A 14,671-nucleotide genomic window follows, 5' to 3' on the forward strand; every position below is an offset into this window, starting at 1 on the left:
GGGCACCCCTGGAACAAAGCGGGACGAACCGGTCCGCCCTCTCCCGGAGTACCGCCCGCCGCTCCCGGGCAAACGTGCCGGTGTCGCCCCGGGTCCGGCGGTTCTGTTCCCGGCCGAGGGTGCGTAATGTGACGGTAACCCCCTCACGTGATACTGGTGTGCCACACCTCGTTGCCCGATGGGGTGGGGACAGGCCGATTGACCTGCAAGGATTGGTGAGCCATGGACAAGCAGCAGGAGTTTGTGCTCCGTACGCTGGAGGAGCGCGACATCCGCTTCGTACGACTGTGGTTCACCGATGTGCTGGGGTTCTTGAAGTCCGTGGCGGTGGCGCCCGCCGAACTTGAGCAGGCGTTCGACGAGGGCATCGGTTTCGACGGCTCCGCGATCGAGGGCTTCGCGCGGGTGTACGAATCCGACATGATCGCCAAGCCGGACCCGGGCACCTTCCAGATCCTGCCGTGGCGCGCCGAGGCCCCCGGCACCGCCCGGATGTTCTGCGACATCCTGATGCCGGACGGCTCCCCGTCCTACGCCGACCCGCGCTACGTCCTCAAGCGCATCCTGGCCAAGACCTCCGACCTCGGCTTCACCTTCTACACCCATCCCGAGATCGAGTTCTTCCTGCTCAAGGACAAGCCGGTGGACGGCAGCCGACCGAGCCCCGCGGACTCCTCCGGCTACTTCGACCACACCCCGCAGAACGTCGGCATGGACTTCCGCCGCCAGGCGATCACCATGCTCGAATCGATGGGCATCTCGGTGGAGTTCAGCCACCACGAGGGCGCCCCGGGCCAGCAGGAGATCGACCTGCGGTACGCCGACGCGCTGTCCACCGCCGACAACATCATGACGTTCCGGCTGGTGATGAAGCAGGTCGCGCTGGAGCAGGGCGTGCAGGCGACATTCATGCCCAAGCCGTTCTCGGAGTACCCGGGTTCGGGCATGCACTCGCACCTCTCGCTGTTCGAGGGCGACCGCAACGCCTTCCACGAGTCGGGCGCCGAGTACCAGCTCTCCAAGGTCGGCCGCTCCTTCATCGCCGGCCTGCTGCGGCACGCGGGCGAGATCTCCGCCGTCACCAACCAGTGGGTCAACTCCTACAAGCGCATCTGGGGCGGCGCCAACCGCACCGCGGGCGCCGGCGGCGAGGCCCCCTCGTACATCTGCTGGGGTCACAACAACCGCTCCGCGCTCATCCGCGTCCCCATGTACAAGCCGGGCAAGATGGGCTCCACCCGGGTCGAGGTCCGCTCCATCGACTCCGGCGCCAACCCGTACCTCACCTACGCGGTGCTGCTGGCCGCCGGCCTCAAGGGCATCGAGGAGGGCTACGAACTCCCGGCCGGCGCCGACGACGACGTGTGGGCACTGTCCGACTCCGAGCGCCGCGCCATGGGCATCGAGCCGCTGCCGCAGAACCTCGGCGAGGCCATCGACCTGATGGAGCGCAGCGAACTGGTCGCGGAGACCCTCGGCGAGCACGTCTTCGACTTCTTCCTGCGCAACAAGAAGCAGGAATGGGAGGAATACCGCTCCGAGGTGACCGCGTTCGAGCTGCGCAAGATGCTGCCGGTCCTGTGACCGCGCACCCCGCTCCGCAGGGTCAGGGGCGGCGCAGCAGCGCCTTCTCCCGGCTGCTGCGGTACGGCTTCACCGACCCGTCGGCGGCAGGGCGTCTCCTGGAGGCGCCCGAACTGGCCGCCGTACGGGACGACTCGGTGCTCCTGGAGGCGCTGGGCGGCACCGCCGACCCGGACCTGGCGCTGACCGCGCTGGTGCGGCTGGCGGAGGCGCAGGACGAGGACGAGCGGCAGAAGCTGCTGTCCACGCTGATCACCGCGAAGCCGCTGCGCGACCGGCTGCTGGGGGTGCTCGGCGCCTCCGAGGCGCTCGGCGACCACCTCGTACGGCATCCGCGCGACTGGCAGTCGCTGGTCACGTACGAGGCGGCCGACCTGCACCCGACCACGCCGGAGTTCGAGGCGGCGCTGGCCGAGGGCATCTGGGGCGAGCGGGGCCGGGACCGGCCGCGCCCGGACGCGCTGCGTGCCGCGTACCGCCGGTGCCTGCTGGGCATCGCGGCGCGCGACGTGTGCGGGACGACCGATCTCGCCGAGACCGCCGCGGAGCTGGCCGACCTGGCGACCGCGACGGTACGCGCCGCGCTGGAGATCGCCGGTGAGGAGCAGCCCACCGACGCCGCCGCCTGCCGGCTCGCCGTCATCGCCATGGGCAAGTGCGGCGGCCGGGAGCTGAACTACGTCTCGGACGTGGACGTCATCTTCGTCGCCGAGGCCCGCGACGGCACCGAGGAGGCCAAGGCGCTCCAGGCCGCGACGCGGCTGGCGGGCCGGATGATGCGGGTGTGCTCCGAGGTCACCGCCGAGGGCACGATCTGGCCGGTGGACGCCAACCTGCGCCCCGAGGGCCGCAACGGCCCGCTCGTGCGCACCCTCAACAGCCACCTCGCCTACTACGAACGCTGGGCCAAGACCTGGGAGTTCCAGGCCCTGCTCAAGGCCCGGCCGATGGCGGGCGACGAAGAGCTGGGCAAGGAGTACGTGGCCGCGGTCACACCGCTGGTCTGGCAGGTCTCCGAGCGCGAGAACTTCGTGACCGACGTACGGCAGATGCGCCGCCGCGTCGTGGAGAACATCCCCGCCGCCCAGGTCGACCGCGAACTGAAGCTGGGGCCCGGCGGACTGCGCGACGTGGAGTTCGCCGTCCAGCTCCTGCAACTCGTGCACGGCCGCAGCGACGGGACGCTGCACAGCCCGAGCACCCTGGAAGCCCTCTCGGCGCTGGCGTCCGGCGGCTACGTCGGCCGCGAGGACGCCAAGGCGCTGGACGCCGCGTACTGCTTCCTGCGCACGCTCGAACACCGCATTCAGCTCTACAAGCTCCGCCGCACCCACCTCATGCCGGAGGACGCGCCCGACCTGCGGCGCCTGGCGCGCTCCATGGGCATGCGCACCGAGCCGGTCGAGACGCTCCGCAAGCAGTGGAAGTGGCACGCCCGCGAGGTGCGGCGGCTGCACGAGAAGCTGTTCTACCGGCCGCTGCTGGACGCCGTCGCCCACCTGGAACCCGGCGGTACCCGGCTCTCCGCCAAGGCCGCCGGCCAGCGCCTCGAAGCGCTCGGCTACGCCGACCCGGTCGCCGCGCTGCGCCACCTCGAAGCGCTGGCCTCCGGCGTCACCCGCAAGGCCGCCATCCAGCGCACCCTGCTGCCGGTCCTGCTGGCCTGGTTCGCGGACTCCGCCGACCCGGACGCCGGACTGCTCAACTTCCGCAAGGTCTCCGACGCGCTCGGCAAGACCCCCTGGTACCTGCGGCTGCTGCGCGACGAGGGCGCCGCCGCCGAGAACCTGGCCCGCGTCCTGTCGGCCGGCCGCTTCGCCCCCGACCTGCTGCTGCGCGCCCCTGAGGCGGTCGCGCTGCTCGGCGCGAAGGACGGGCTGCTGCCGCGCGGCCGGGCCGCGCTGGAGCAGGAGGTGCTGGCCGCGGTCGGCCGCGCGGAGGGCGCCGAGCAGGCCGTCGCCGCGGCCCGCGGGGTACGGCGGCGGGAACTGTTCCGTACGGCCGCCGCCGACCTGATCGGCGCGTACGGCACCGAAGGGCACCCGGCCGAGGCGGACCGCGGCCACGCCGCGGACGTGATCGGCACCGCCGTCTCCGACCTGACCGCCGCCACCATCGCGGGCGCGCTGCGCGCCGCCGTACGCGACCAGTGGGGCGACACCCTGCCCACCCGCTTCACCGTCATCGGCATGGGCCGCTTCGGCGGCCGGGAGCTGGGGTACGGCTCCGACGCCGACGTGCTGTTCGTGCACGAGCCGCGCGAGGGCGCCGACGAGCAGGAGGCCGCCAAGGCCGCGCACGCCGTCGCCAACGAGATGCGCCGCCTCCTCCAGCTGCCGTCCTCCGACCCGCCGCTGCCGATCGACGCCGACCTGCGCCCGGAGGGCAAGACCGGACCGCTGGTCCGCACGCTCTCCTCCTACGCCGCCTACTACCGGCGCTGGTCGCTGGTGTGGGAGGCACAGGCCCTGCTGCGCGCCGAGCCGGTCGCGGGCGACGCCGACCTGGGGGAACGCTTCATCGAGCTGATCGGCCCGCTGCGCTATCCGATGGAGGGCCTGGGCGAGGACGCCGTACGGGAGATCCGCCGCCTCAAGGCCCGGATGGAGACCGAGCGGGTGCCGCGCGGCGCCGACCCGACCACCCACACCAAGCTGGGGCGCGGCGGCCTCAGCGACGTGGAGTGGACCGTACAGCTGATCCAGATGCAGCACGCCTGGAACGAGCCGGGGCTGCGCACCACCCGTACCCGCACGGCGCTGGCCGCGGCCCGCGACGCCGGGCTGCTGGCCACGGAGGACGCGCAGATCCTCGACGAGGCGTGGGTGCTGGCGTCGCGGGTGCGCAACGCCACGATGCTGGTACGGGGCCGTCCCGGCGACACGTTCCCGTCGGACGCGCGGGAGCTGGCGGCCGTGGGCCGCTACCTCGGGTACGAGGAGGGGCACGTCGGGGAGATGCTGGACGACTACCGGCGGACCACCCGCAGGGCCCGCGCGGTGGTGGAGGAGATCTTCTACGGGGCGGCGGGCTGAGGACGCGCCGGCCTGGGCAGGTCCGGCCCGCGCCGGGCGGGCCCGGCGCCCGGGGCCTCAGACCGCGGCCACCCGCCGCGGCAGCCGGTGCGGCAGCGCCGTGTACCAGGCGAAGGCCAGGCCGATGCCGAAGGCGAGGCACAGGATGCCGCCCACCGCGTCGAGCCAGAAGTGGTTGGCGGTGGAGACGATGACCACCAGGGTCGTCGTCGGGTAGAGCAGGCCCAGCACCTTGGCCCACACCGGCTTGGCGATCAGCGCGATCATCACGCCGCACCACAGCGACCAGCCGATGTGCATCGAGGGCATCGCCGCGTACTGGTTGGACATCGACGCCAGGTTGCCGGACGCCATCGAGCCCCAGGTGTGGTGGACGATGACGGTGTCGATGAAGCCGCCGCCGTTCATCAGGCGGGGCGGGGCCAGCGGGTAGAAGTAGTAGCCGACGAGGGCGACACCCGTGGTGGCGAAGAGCGCGAGGCGGGCGGCCGCGTACCGGCCGGGGTGCCAGCGGTAGAGCCAGACCAGTACACCGATGGTCAGGACGAAGTGCAGCGTGGCGTAGTAGTAGTTCATCGAGACGATGAGCCAGGTCACGGAGTCCACGGCGTGGTTGACGGTCTTCTCCACCGCTATGCCGAGGGTCTGCTCGGCCTCCCAGATCCAGTCCGCGTTCTTCAGCGCCTGGGCCTTCTGCTCGGGCACGGCGTTGCGGATGAGGGAGTAGACCCAGTAGCTGACCGCGATCAGCAGGATCTCGAACCACAGCCGCGGGGTACGGGGAGCGCGCAGGCGGGCCAGCCGGCCACCGCAGGACGCACTCGGCGCGTCGTCCTCGGTGGGTGGCGGCGGCACGGCCGTACGGCCGTCAAGAGTCTTCACATGCGCTTCACCCATAGGCAGACAGTCTGCCAGAAAGGGGTCGAGGGCCGATCACCCTCCGGTCGGGTCCTGAGAGGGCCCGCCTAGCACCTCAGAGGGAGGCGCGACCCCCACCCCGGTCGGGGATGCCTCTGCCTTTCGGCAGGGACGGACCGGCCCGTACCGGACACCGGCGGACCAGTCAGGCGGAGCTGCCGTCCGCACCGGACCGGCTGTTGTCCGTGGTGGAGCGGTCGCCCTGTCCGGGGAACCGGACGGTCTTCGGCACCGAAGCGGTGGAACCGCGGACGACCAGCTCCGGATGGAAGACGAACTCGCTGTGCGGCGCCGGGGTGCCCCCGACCTCCTCCAGCAGGGCGCGCACCGCCGCCTGCCCCATGGCGGTGACCGGCTGCCGGATCGTGGTCAGCGGCGGGTCCGTGAAGGCGATCAGCGGGGAGTCGTCGAAACCGACGACGGAGACCTCCCGGGGCACGTCCAGGCCCTGCTGCCGGGCGGCCCGGATCGCGCCGAGCGCCATCATGTCGCTGGCGCAGACCACCGCCGTGCAGCCGCGGGCGAGCAGCGCGCCGGCCGCGGCCTGCCCGCCCTCCAGGGTGTACAGGGAGTGCTGGATCAGCTCCTGGGCCGCCTCCCGGCCCAGGCCGAGCTGGTCCTTCATGCTGTGCAGAAAGCCCTCGATCTTGCGCTGGACGGGCACGAAGCGCTTCGGCCCCAGGGCGAGCCCGATCCGCTGGTGGCCCAGTGCCGCCAGATGGGTGACGGCGAGGCGGATCGCGGCCCGGTCGTCCGGCGAGACGAAGGGCGCCTGCACCTTGTCGGAGAAGCCGTTGATCAGGACGAAGGGCACGCCCTGGCCGCGCAGCTGCTCGTAGCGCTGCATGTCGGCGGAGGTGTCCGCGTGCAGCCCGGAGACGAAGATGATCCCGGCGACGCCGCGGTCCACCAGCATCTCGGTCAGCTCGTCCTCGGTGGAGCCGCCCGGCGTCTGGGTGGCCAGCACCGGGGTGTAGCCCTGGCGGGTCAGCGCCTGGCCGATGACCTGGGCGAACGCCGGGAAGATCGGGTTCTCCAGCTCCGGGGTTATCAGGCCGACCAGCCCGGCGCTGCGCTGCCGCAGCCGGACGGGCCGCTCGTACCCGAGCACGTCGAGCGCGGCCAGCACGGACTGGCGGGTGGTGGCGGAGACACCGGGTTTTCCGTTGAGCACCCGGCTGACGGTGGCCTCGCTGACACCCGCCTGCGCTGCGATGTCGGCCAGCCGGGCGGTCATGGGTGGGACTGTACCGGTCGCCTGTCGGATTGCACACGTTGCCCGCACCGCCTGGCGCCGGGCGGTGCCGCCGGGCGGCCCGCCGGTCCGCGCAGGCCGCTCGTCACAGGGCCCACCAGGTGCACGAGTCGCCCGGCAGGACGGCGGTGGCGCCGTCGTCGGTGACCGTCGCGGAGGAGAGCAGCAGCCGCCCGGGCCGGGGGAGTTCGACGGCACGGTCCAGGGTGTTGAGGGTGCACAGCAGCTCCGTACGGCCCGCCCGGCCGGTACGGGTGAAGGCCAGCAGCCCGTCGGGGGCGTCGGCCCAGGCGAGGCCTCCGTCGCCGAGGCACGGGTGCGCGCGGCGCAGGGCGAGCGCCGCGCGGTACAGCTCCAGGGTGGAGGCCGGATCGCCGGTCTGGGCCCGCACGGACAGGTCCTTCCAGGCGCGCGGCTGGGGCAGCCAGCTGCCGCCGGGGCCGAAGCCGTACGCGGCCGAGTCGCCGCACCAGGGCAGCGGGACGCGGCAGCCGTCGCGGAAGCCGTCCTGGCCGTCGCCGCGGAAGAACGCGGGGTCCTGGCGCACCTCGTCGGGCAGGTCGGTGACCTCCGGCAGGCCCAGCTCCTCACCCTGGTACAAGTAGGCCGAGCCGGGCAGTGCGAGCATCATGAGGGTGGCGGCGCGGGCGCGCTGGAGGCCGCCGAGGCGGGTCGTGTGCCGGACCACGTCGTGGTTGGACAGCACCCAGGACGTGGTGGCGCCGACCGAGGCGGTCGCGGCGAGGGAGGCGTCGACGACGGCGCGCAGCGAGGCGGCGGACCAGTCGGCGGTCAGGAACTGGAAGTTGAACGCCTGGTGGCACTCGTCGGGGCGGACGTACAGGGCGAGCCGTTCGGGGCTGGGGGCCCACGCCTCGGCGACGCCGATGCGCTCGCCGGGGTAGGAGTCCAGCAGGCGGCGCCAGGCGCGGTGGATCTCGTGGACGCCGTCCTGGTCGAAGAAGGGCAGCACCTGGCTGCCGATGAGCTTGGCCTGCTCCTTGCGGCCGATGTCGGGCAGGCCGGGTGCCTTGACCATGCCGTGGGCGACGTCGATGCGGAAGCCGTCCACGCCGAGGTCGAGCCAGAACCGCAGCACCGACTCGAACTCGGCGTGCACGTCCGGGTCGTCCCAGTTCAGGTCGGGCTGCTGCGGGGCGAACAAGTGCAGATACCAGTCGCCGCGCTCGGTACGGGTCCAGGCGGGCCCGCCGAAGACCGACTCCCAGTCGTTGGGCGGCAGCTCGCCGCAGACGCCCTTGCCGGGGCGGAAGAGGTAGCGCCGCCGGGCCAGTTCCGGGTCCTGGAACCAGGGGTGCTGGTCGGAGGTGTGGTTGGGCACGATGTCGACGATCACCCGCAGGCCCAGCGCGTGGGCGGCCCGTACGAGGTCGTCGGCGTCCTGGAGGCTGCCGAACAGCGGGTCGACGGAGCGGTAGTCGGCGACGTCGTACCCGCCGTCGGCCTGCGGGGAGGCGTAGAACGGGGTGAGCCAGACGGCGTCCACGCCCAGTTCGCGCAGGTAGGGCAGGCGTTCGCGGGCGCCGCGCAGGTCGCCGATGCCGTCTCCGTCGCAGTCGGCGAAGGAACGGACGTACACCTGGTAGATGACGGCGTCGCGCCACCAGCCGGGGCGCCCGCCGGGCTCCGCCGCCGCCGCGCGGCCGGGGTCGGTCGAGGTCAGCTCCTGGGTCATCTGGCATCCCTGTTCGAGAGTGGGGCGATTCGGGGCAGAGCGTCCATGCATCGTCTTGCAGGGTCCAGGCATCGATCGACGGACGGTCGTCTACGGGCTCAACGCGCGGAGCACGGCGGGGTGACGGGCCTGGAGGCGCTCGGGGCCCTGGTGAGCGGCGTGCGGGGGTGCGGCGGGCGGGGCGTGCGCGGGCGCCGCCCCCTGTAACGCCTGTCCATCGTCTTGCAGAAATTTGCCGCAAGGTCTTTCGAATTCATGACGGCGCTGTTACGTTCCTGTCCGCCATCACAGGCGTTCCGAACGGCCGGGCAAGGCGTTCCGACGCCATCTCGGGCGTTACCTTGAGGAGTTCACATGCGACGTGGCATGGCGACTACCGCGTTGGTCGCGGGTCTGGCACTGGCGGCGACGGCGTGCGGCAGCGGCGGCGGAGGCGACCAGCAGAGCGGGGGCGAGCTGTCGGGCACCGTGACCTTCTGGGACACCTCCAACGACGCCGAGAAGGCGACGTACAAGAAGCTGGCCGAGAGCTTCGAGAAGGAGCACCCGAAGGTCGACGTGAAGTACGTCAGCGTCGCGTTCGGCGAGGCCAACGCCAAGTTCAAGAACGCCGCGGGGGCCGGCGCGGGCGCCCCCGACGTGATGCGCACCGAGGTCGCCTGGGTCGCCGACTTCGCCAACCTCGGCTACCTCGCCCCGCTGGACGACACCCCGGCCCTGGACAACACCGGCGACTATCTGCCGCAGGCGCTCGGCAGCACGAAGTTCAAGGACAAGACCTACGCGGTTCCGCAGGTCACCGACACCCTCGGCCTCTTCTACAACAAGCGGCTGCTCAAGCAGGCCGGCGTCGAGGTCCCCAAGACCTTCGCCGAGCTGACCGCGGCCGCCGAGCAGATCAAGGACAAGACCGGCGCCACCGCGCTGTACCTGCGCGGCGACGACCCGTACTGGTTCCTGCCGTACCTCTACGGCGAGGGCGGTGACATGGTCGACGCCCGCGACAAGGTCGTGACGATCGACGACGACGCCGGCGTCAAGGCGTTCAAGGCCATCAAGGACCTGGTCGGCTCCAAGGCCGCCGTCACCGACGCCACCGACGGCCAGGAGAACCAGCTCAAGGCCCTCAAGGACGGCAGCGTCGCGATGGCCGTCAGCGGCCCCTGGGACATCGAAGGCGTCCGCGCGGGCAAGGAGTTCAAGGACAAGAAGAACCTGGGCGTCGCGCCCGTACCCGGCGGCAGCGCCTCCCAGGGCTCCCCGCAGGGCGGCTGGAACCTCTCCGTCTACGCGGGCTCGAAGAACCTCCAGGCGTCCTACGCCTTCGCGAAGTACATGAGCTCGGCCAAGATCCAGCAGCAGACCACCGAGCAGCTCAGCCTGCTGCCCACCCGCAAGTCCGTGTACGAGGTGCCGTCCGTCAAGAACAACGAGATGGTCGGCTTCTTCAAGCCCGCCGTCGACAAGGCCGTCCAACGCCCCTGGATCGCCGAGGGCAACGCCCTCTTCGAGCCGGTCAAGGTGCAGATGAACAAGGTCCTCACCGGCTCCAGCACGCCCGAGCAGGCCGCCAAGGCCGTCGGCGACAGCTACCGCAAGATCCTCAAGGACTACAAGTGACGGACACCGCACGGATGCCCCGGGCCCGGCGGAAGGAGACCGCCACCGCGCCGCCGGGCCGGATGCGCAGAGCCCTGGGCACCCACTGGTACGCCTGGACCATGGTCGCCCCGGTGGTCCTCGTCATCGGCGTCATCATCGGCTACCCCCTGGTCCGCGGCCTGTACCTGTCGCTGACGGACGCCAACGAGGCCAACGTCGAGCGCCACATCGGCATGAACCACATCCCGGCCACCTACCGGTTCACCGGCCTGGAGAACTACACCGAGATCCTCGGCGACGACGTCTTCTGGGGCCGCCTCGGCTGGACCGTCCTGTGGACGGTGGCCTGCGTCGGCCTCACCTTCACCATCGGCCTGACCCTCGCCAACCTGCTCAACCGCACCCTGCGCGGCCGCACCTTCTACCGGCTGGCGCTGATCCTGCCCTGGGCCATCCCCGCCTTCGTCTCCGTCTTCACCTGGCGGCTGCTCTACAACGAGAAGAACGGCCTGCTCAACAAGGTGCTGGCGGGCGGCGGCATCGACGCGGTGCCGTGGCTGAACGACCCGACCTGGGCCAAGCTGTCGGTCATCGCCGTCAACGTGTGGCTGGGCGTTCCGTTCATGCTCGTCGCGCTGCTCGGCGGTCTCCAGTCGATCCCCGGCGAGCTGTACGAGGCCGCGGAGATGGACGGCGCGGGCGCCTGGCAGCGGTTCCGCAACATCACCCTGCCCGGCCTGCGCGGCGTGAGCAGCACCGTGATCCTGCTCTCCACCATCTGGACGTTCAACATGTTCCCGGTGATCTACCTGCTCACCCGGGGCGGCCCCGGCGACGCCACCGAGATCCTGGTGACGTACGCCTACCGGCTCTCCTTCGTCGACAGCCCGCGGGACTTCGCCGGCTCGGCCGCCTGGGGCGTGCTGATCCTGCTCCTGCTGTCCCTCATCGCGGTCGTCTACCGGCGCTCGCTCCGCAAGCAGGGAGAGGTGTGGTGATGGCCAAGACCCTGCGCAACAGGCGCAGCCCGCTGGCCTCCGTGGGCCTGCACGCGACCCTCCTGGTCGCCGCAGTCGTCGCGGTCTTCCCGCCGCTGTGGCTGCTCGTCACGTCCTTCAAGCCGAAGAACGACGCCTTCTCCACCGAACTCGTCACCCATTTCACCTTCGCCAACTACCGGCACGTCATCGCCGACACCCAGTTCCTGACCTGGTTCGGCAACTCGCTGCTCGTCGTCGGCATCACCACCCTCGTCGGCGTCTTCGTCGCGGCCACCACCGGCTACGCCGTCAGCCGCTTCCGGTTCCCCGGGATGCGCCCGCTGATGTGGCTGCTGCTGATCACGCAGATGTTCCCGGTCGCCGTCCTGATCGTGCCGCTGTACAACCTGATGGCGAGCCTGGGCCTGCTCAACCAGCCGGCCGGCCTGATCGTCACGTACCTGACCATCGCCGTCCCGTTCTGCGCCTGGATGATGAAAGGCTTCTTCGACACCATCCCGGTGGAGATCGACGAAGCCGGACGCGTCGACGGCCTCAACCCCTTCGGCACCTTCTGGCGCCTGGTCCTGCCGCTGGCCCGCCCCGGCCTGGCCGTCACCGGCTTCTACACCTTCGTGACGGCCTGGGCCGAGGTCGCGTACGCCTCCGCGTTCATGACCGGGGAGGAGAACCTGACCCTCGCCGGGGGCCTGCAGACCTTCGTCAACCAGTACGTCAACGACTGGGGCTCGATGACCGCCGCCGCCGTGATCATCGCGGTCCCGGCCGGCCTGGTCTTCGCCTTCGCCCAGCGCCACCTCGTCGCCGGACTGACCTCCGGCACCACCAAGGGATGACATGACCGACCAGAGCAACCGGCACCACGCCACCGGAGCGACCGCCGACGCCGCGGACGCGACCGCACCCGGGGCCACCCGGTGGTGGCGCGACGCGGTGATCTACCAGGTCTACCCGCGCAGCTTCGCCGACGGCAACGGCGACGGCATGGGCGACCTCCCGGGCATCCGCACCCGTCTGCCCTACCTCAAGGACCTGGGCGTCGACGCCGTCTGGCTCAGCCCGTTCTACTCCTCCCCGCAGGCCGACGCGGGCTACGACGTGGCCGACTACCGCGTCATCGACCCGGCCTTCGGCACCCTCGCCGACGCCGAGGCGGTGATCCGCGACGCCCACGCCCTGGGCCTGCGCATCATCGTCGACGTCGTCCCCAACCACTGCTCCGACCAGCACGCCTGGTTCCGGCAGGCGCTGGACGAGGGCCCCGGCTCGACGCTCCGGGACCGCTTCCACTTCCGCAAGGGCCGGGGCGAGAACGGCGAACTCCCGCCCAACGACTGGGAGTCCGTCTTCGGCGGCCCCGCCTGGACCCGTGTCGCCGACGGCGAGTGGTACCTCCACCTGTTCGCCCCCGAACAGCCCGACTTCAACTGGGACAGCCCGGCGGTCCAGGACGAGTTCCGCTCCATCCTGCGCTTCTGGCTCGACCTCGGCGTGGACGGCTTCCGCATCGACGTCGCCCACGGCCTGGTCAAGGCGCCGGGACTGCCCGACATGGGCCGCACCGGCCAGCTCAAACTCCTCGGCAACCAGGTCCTGCCCTTCTTCGACCAGGACGGCGTGCACGAGGTCTACCGCTCCTGGCGCAAGGTCCTGGACGAGTACGCGGGCGACCGCATCGGCGTCGCCGAGGCCTGGACCCCCAGCGCCGACCGCACCGCCCTGTACCTCCGCTCCGACGAACTCCACCAGGCGTTCAACTTCCACTACCTCAACACCGACTGGGACGCGGCCGCGCTGCGCACCGTCATCGACGCCTCCCTCGCCGCGATGCGGCCGGTCGGCGCCCCCACCACCTGGGTCCTCTCCAACCACGACGTGGTCCGGCACGCCACCCGCCTCGGCGGCGACGCCCGCCGCGCCCGCGCCGCCGCCCTCCTCATGCTCGCGCTCCCCGGCTCCGCCTACGTCTACCAGGGCGAGGAACTGGGCCTCCCCGAGGTCACCGACCTGCCCGACGAGGTACGCCAGGACCCCGCGTTCTTCCGTGGCGACGGCCAGGACGGCCTGCGCGACGGCTGCCGCGTACCGATCCCGTGGTCCGGCGACACCGCCCCGTACGGCTTCGGTACGGGCGGCAGCTGGCTCCCGCAGCCGCCGGAGTGGGCGGGGCTGAGCGTCGCCGCCCAGACCGGCGACCCGGCCTCCATGCTGGAGCTGTACCGTACGGCCCTCCGGCTGCGCCGCACCCACCCCGGGCTCGGGGCGGGCGACGGAGTCGAATGGCTGGACGCACCCGAGGGCGTGCTGGCCTTCCGCCGCCCCGGCGGCTTCGTCTGCACGGTCAACACCACACCGGAGCCCGTACGCGCCCCCGCCCACGCCGCCTGGCGCCCGCTGCTCTCCTCCGGCGAACTCCGCACCGTGGACGACGAACTCACCCTCCCGGCGGACACCGCCGTGTGGTGGGAAGCGTGACCGACCACCCCGACGCGCCGCCGGCCGGGGGCACCGGCCCCCGGCTGGCGCACATCGCCGCGCAGGCGCAGGTCAGCGAGGCGACCGTCAGCCGGGTGCTGAACGGCAGGGCGGGCGTGGCCCGCGGCACCCGGCAGCGGGTCCTGGCCGCCCTCGACCTGCTCGGCGGGGAGCGCCCGGTACGGCTGCGGCGCACCAGCGCCGGACTGGTCGGCCTGATCGTCCCGGAGCTGACCAACCCGATCTTCCCGGCCTTCGCCCAGCTCATCGAACAGGCCCTCGCGGGCCACGGCTACACACCCGTCCTGTGCACCCAGCTCCCCGGCGGAGCCACCGAGGACGAACTCGTCGAGCAGCTGGAAGCGCGCGGCGTCACCGGCATCATCTTCCTCTCCGGCCTCCACTCCGACAGCACCACCGACCCCGCCCGCTACACCCGCCTCACCGACCGCGGCCTCCCGTACGTCCTCATCAACGGCTACCACGAGGACATCGCCGCCCCCTTCATCTCCCCGGACGACCGGGCGGCCGCCCGCATGGCCGTACGCCACCTCGCCGAACTCGGCCACCGCACCATCGGCCTGGCCGTCGGACCGGCCCGCTACGTACCGTCCCGCCGCAAGGCCGAAGGCTTCGCAGCGGCGTTGCGAGAGGAGTTCGGCCTGCGCAAGGCGGCGGCCGAACTGCTCATCCGCCACACCCTCTTCGGCGTCGAAGGCGGCCACGCGGCGGCCGTCTCCCTCCTGGACGCGGGCTGCACGGCGGTCGTCTGCGGCAGCGACCTGATGGCCCTCGGCGTCGTACGGGCGGCCCGCCAGCGCGGCCTCGACGTCCCCTCCCGGATCTCCGTCGTCGGCTTCGACGACTCCCAGCTCATCGCCTTCACCGACCCACCGCTGACGACCGTACGCCAGCCGGTACGGGCCATGGCCTCGGCGGCCGTGGACGCACTGATCGAGGAGATCCGCACCCGCGCGGACGGCGACGGACCGCCCGACCGCCACACGGAGTTCGTCTTCCAGCCGGAGCTGGTCGTACGGGGATCGACCGCCCGGCTCCCGGATACGGCGGGGTAGCGCACCGGGCCGCGGATGGCAGGATGACC

General features: G+C 71.8%; 10 protein-coding genes. 7 read left to right on the forward strand and 3 right to left on the reverse strand.

The window, feature by feature from the left end; all coding sequences use genetic code 11:
- Window positions 1–222: 222 nt before the first annotated feature.
- Window positions 223–1,584 carry a type I glutamate--ammonia ligase gene (gene glnA / locus OEIGOIKO_RS30335; RefSeq protein ID WP_125056710.1) on the forward strand — a complete coding sequence of 454 codons (1,362 nt, stop codon included), beginning with the start codon at window positions 223–225 and terminating at the stop codon, window positions 1,582–1,584.
- Complete coding sequence (locus tag OEIGOIKO_RS30340; RefSeq protein ID WP_125056711.1) at window positions 1,581–4,619, forward strand: bifunctional [glutamine synthetase] adenylyltransferase/[glutamine synthetase]-adenylyl-L-tyrosine phosphorylase; 3,039 nt, start codon at window positions 1,581–1,583, stop codon at window positions 4,617–4,619. The genes glnA and OEIGOIKO_RS30340 overlap by 4 nt, the downstream gene beginning before the upstream one ends.
- A gap of 57 nt (window positions 4,620–4,676) precedes the next feature.
- Here OEIGOIKO_RS30340 and OEIGOIKO_RS30345 read toward each other — a convergent pair whose 3' ends face one another.
- The 3 genes from OEIGOIKO_RS30345 to OEIGOIKO_RS30355 form a co-directional block, all read right to left on the reverse strand.
- Window positions 4,677–5,516 (reverse strand): phosphatase PAP2 family protein, encoded by an 840-nt coding sequence (locus OEIGOIKO_RS30345; RefSeq protein WP_125056712.1) that lies wholly within the window; start codon window positions 5,514–5,516, stop codon window positions 4,677–4,679.
- A 166-nt stretch (window positions 5,517–5,682) separates the two neighbouring features.
- A complete protein-coding gene (locus OEIGOIKO_RS30350) occupies window positions 5,683–6,774 on the reverse strand; it encodes a LacI family DNA-binding transcriptional regulator (protein WP_125056713.1) in 1,092 nt (363 codons plus the stop codon).
- Between the two features lie 103 nt (window positions 6,775–6,877).
- Entirely contained in the window at window positions 6,878–8,488 is a 1,611-nt protein-coding gene (locus OEIGOIKO_RS30355) for a glycoside hydrolase family 13 protein (protein WP_125056714.1), read from the reverse strand.
- Between the two features lie 354 nt (window positions 8,489–8,842).
- On the opposite strand from OEIGOIKO_RS30355, the gene OEIGOIKO_RS30360 reads away from it, so the two are divergent.
- From OEIGOIKO_RS30360 to OEIGOIKO_RS30380, 5 genes are read left to right on the forward strand one after another with little or no spacing between them, the layout of a single operon-like run.
- Window positions 8,843–10,108 (forward strand): extracellular solute-binding protein, encoded by a 1,266-nt coding sequence (locus OEIGOIKO_RS30360; RefSeq protein ID WP_125056715.1) that lies wholly within the window; start codon window positions 8,843–8,845, stop codon window positions 10,106–10,108.
- 14 nt (window positions 10,109–10,122) lie between these two features.
- Complete coding sequence (locus tag OEIGOIKO_RS30365) at window positions 10,123–11,088, forward strand: carbohydrate ABC transporter permease (protein ID WP_125059158.1); 966 nt, start codon at window positions 10,123–10,125, stop codon at window positions 11,086–11,088.
- On the forward strand, window positions 11,088–11,927 hold the full coding sequence (locus tag OEIGOIKO_RS30370) for a sugar ABC transporter permease (RefSeq protein WP_125056716.1): 840 nt from the start codon (window positions 11,088–11,090) through the stop codon (window positions 11,925–11,927). Before OEIGOIKO_RS30365 ends, OEIGOIKO_RS30370 begins: the two co-directional genes overlap by 1 nt.
- Before the next feature lies 1 nt (window position 11,928).
- The gene (locus tag OEIGOIKO_RS30375) at window positions 11,929–13,566 is read left to right on the forward strand and encodes a glycoside hydrolase family 13 protein (RefSeq protein WP_125056717.1); all 1,638 of its coding nucleotides are present in this window, start codon (window positions 11,929–11,931) and stop codon (window positions 13,564–13,566) included.
- Entirely contained in the window at window positions 13,563–14,642 is a 1,080-nt protein-coding gene (locus OEIGOIKO_RS30380; protein WP_125056718.1) for a LacI family DNA-binding transcriptional regulator, read from the forward strand. The genes OEIGOIKO_RS30375 and OEIGOIKO_RS30380 overlap by 4 nt, the downstream gene beginning before the upstream one ends.
- The last annotated feature ends 29 nt before the right edge of the window (window positions 14,643–14,671 follow it).

The organism is Streptomyces paromomycinus, from assembly GCF_003865155.1.
Lineage (GTDB): Bacteria > Actinomycetota > Actinomycetes > Streptomycetales > Streptomycetaceae > Streptomyces > Streptomyces chrestomyceticus.

What these genes read in the sequence shown, in the direction of transcription:
- glnA (WP_125056710.1), top strand. Translation starts at nt 223, where the DNA reads ATGGACAAGCAGCAGGAGTTTGTGCTCCGTACGCTGGAGGAGCGCGAC.
- OEIGOIKO_RS30345 (WP_125056712.1), bottom strand. Translation starts at nt 5,516, where the DNA reads ATGGGTGAAGCGCATGTGAAGACTCTTGACGGCCGTACGGCCGTGCCG.
- OEIGOIKO_RS30350 (WP_125056713.1), bottom strand. Translation starts at nt 6,774, where the DNA reads ATGACCGCCCGGCTGGCCGACATCGCAGCGCAGGCGGGTGTCAGCGAG.
- OEIGOIKO_RS30355 (WP_125056714.1), bottom strand. Translation starts at nt 8,488, where the DNA reads ATGACCCAGGAGCTGACCTCGACCGACCCCGGCCGCGCGGCGGCGGCG.
- OEIGOIKO_RS30360 (WP_125056715.1), top strand. Translation starts at nt 8,843, where the DNA reads ATGCGACGTGGCATGGCGACTACCGCGTTGGTCGCGGGTCTGGCACTG.
- OEIGOIKO_RS30365 (WP_125059158.1), top strand. Translation starts at nt 10,123, where the DNA reads ATGCCCCGGGCCCGGCGGAAGGAGACCGCCACCGCGCCGCCGGGCCGG.
- OEIGOIKO_RS30370 (WP_125056716.1), top strand. Translation starts at nt 11,088, where the DNA reads ATGGCCAAGACCCTGCGCAACAGGCGCAGCCCGCTGGCCTCCGTGGGC.
- OEIGOIKO_RS30375 (WP_125056717.1), top strand. Translation starts at nt 11,929, where the DNA reads ATGACCGACCAGAGCAACCGGCACCACGCCACCGGAGCGACCGCCGAC.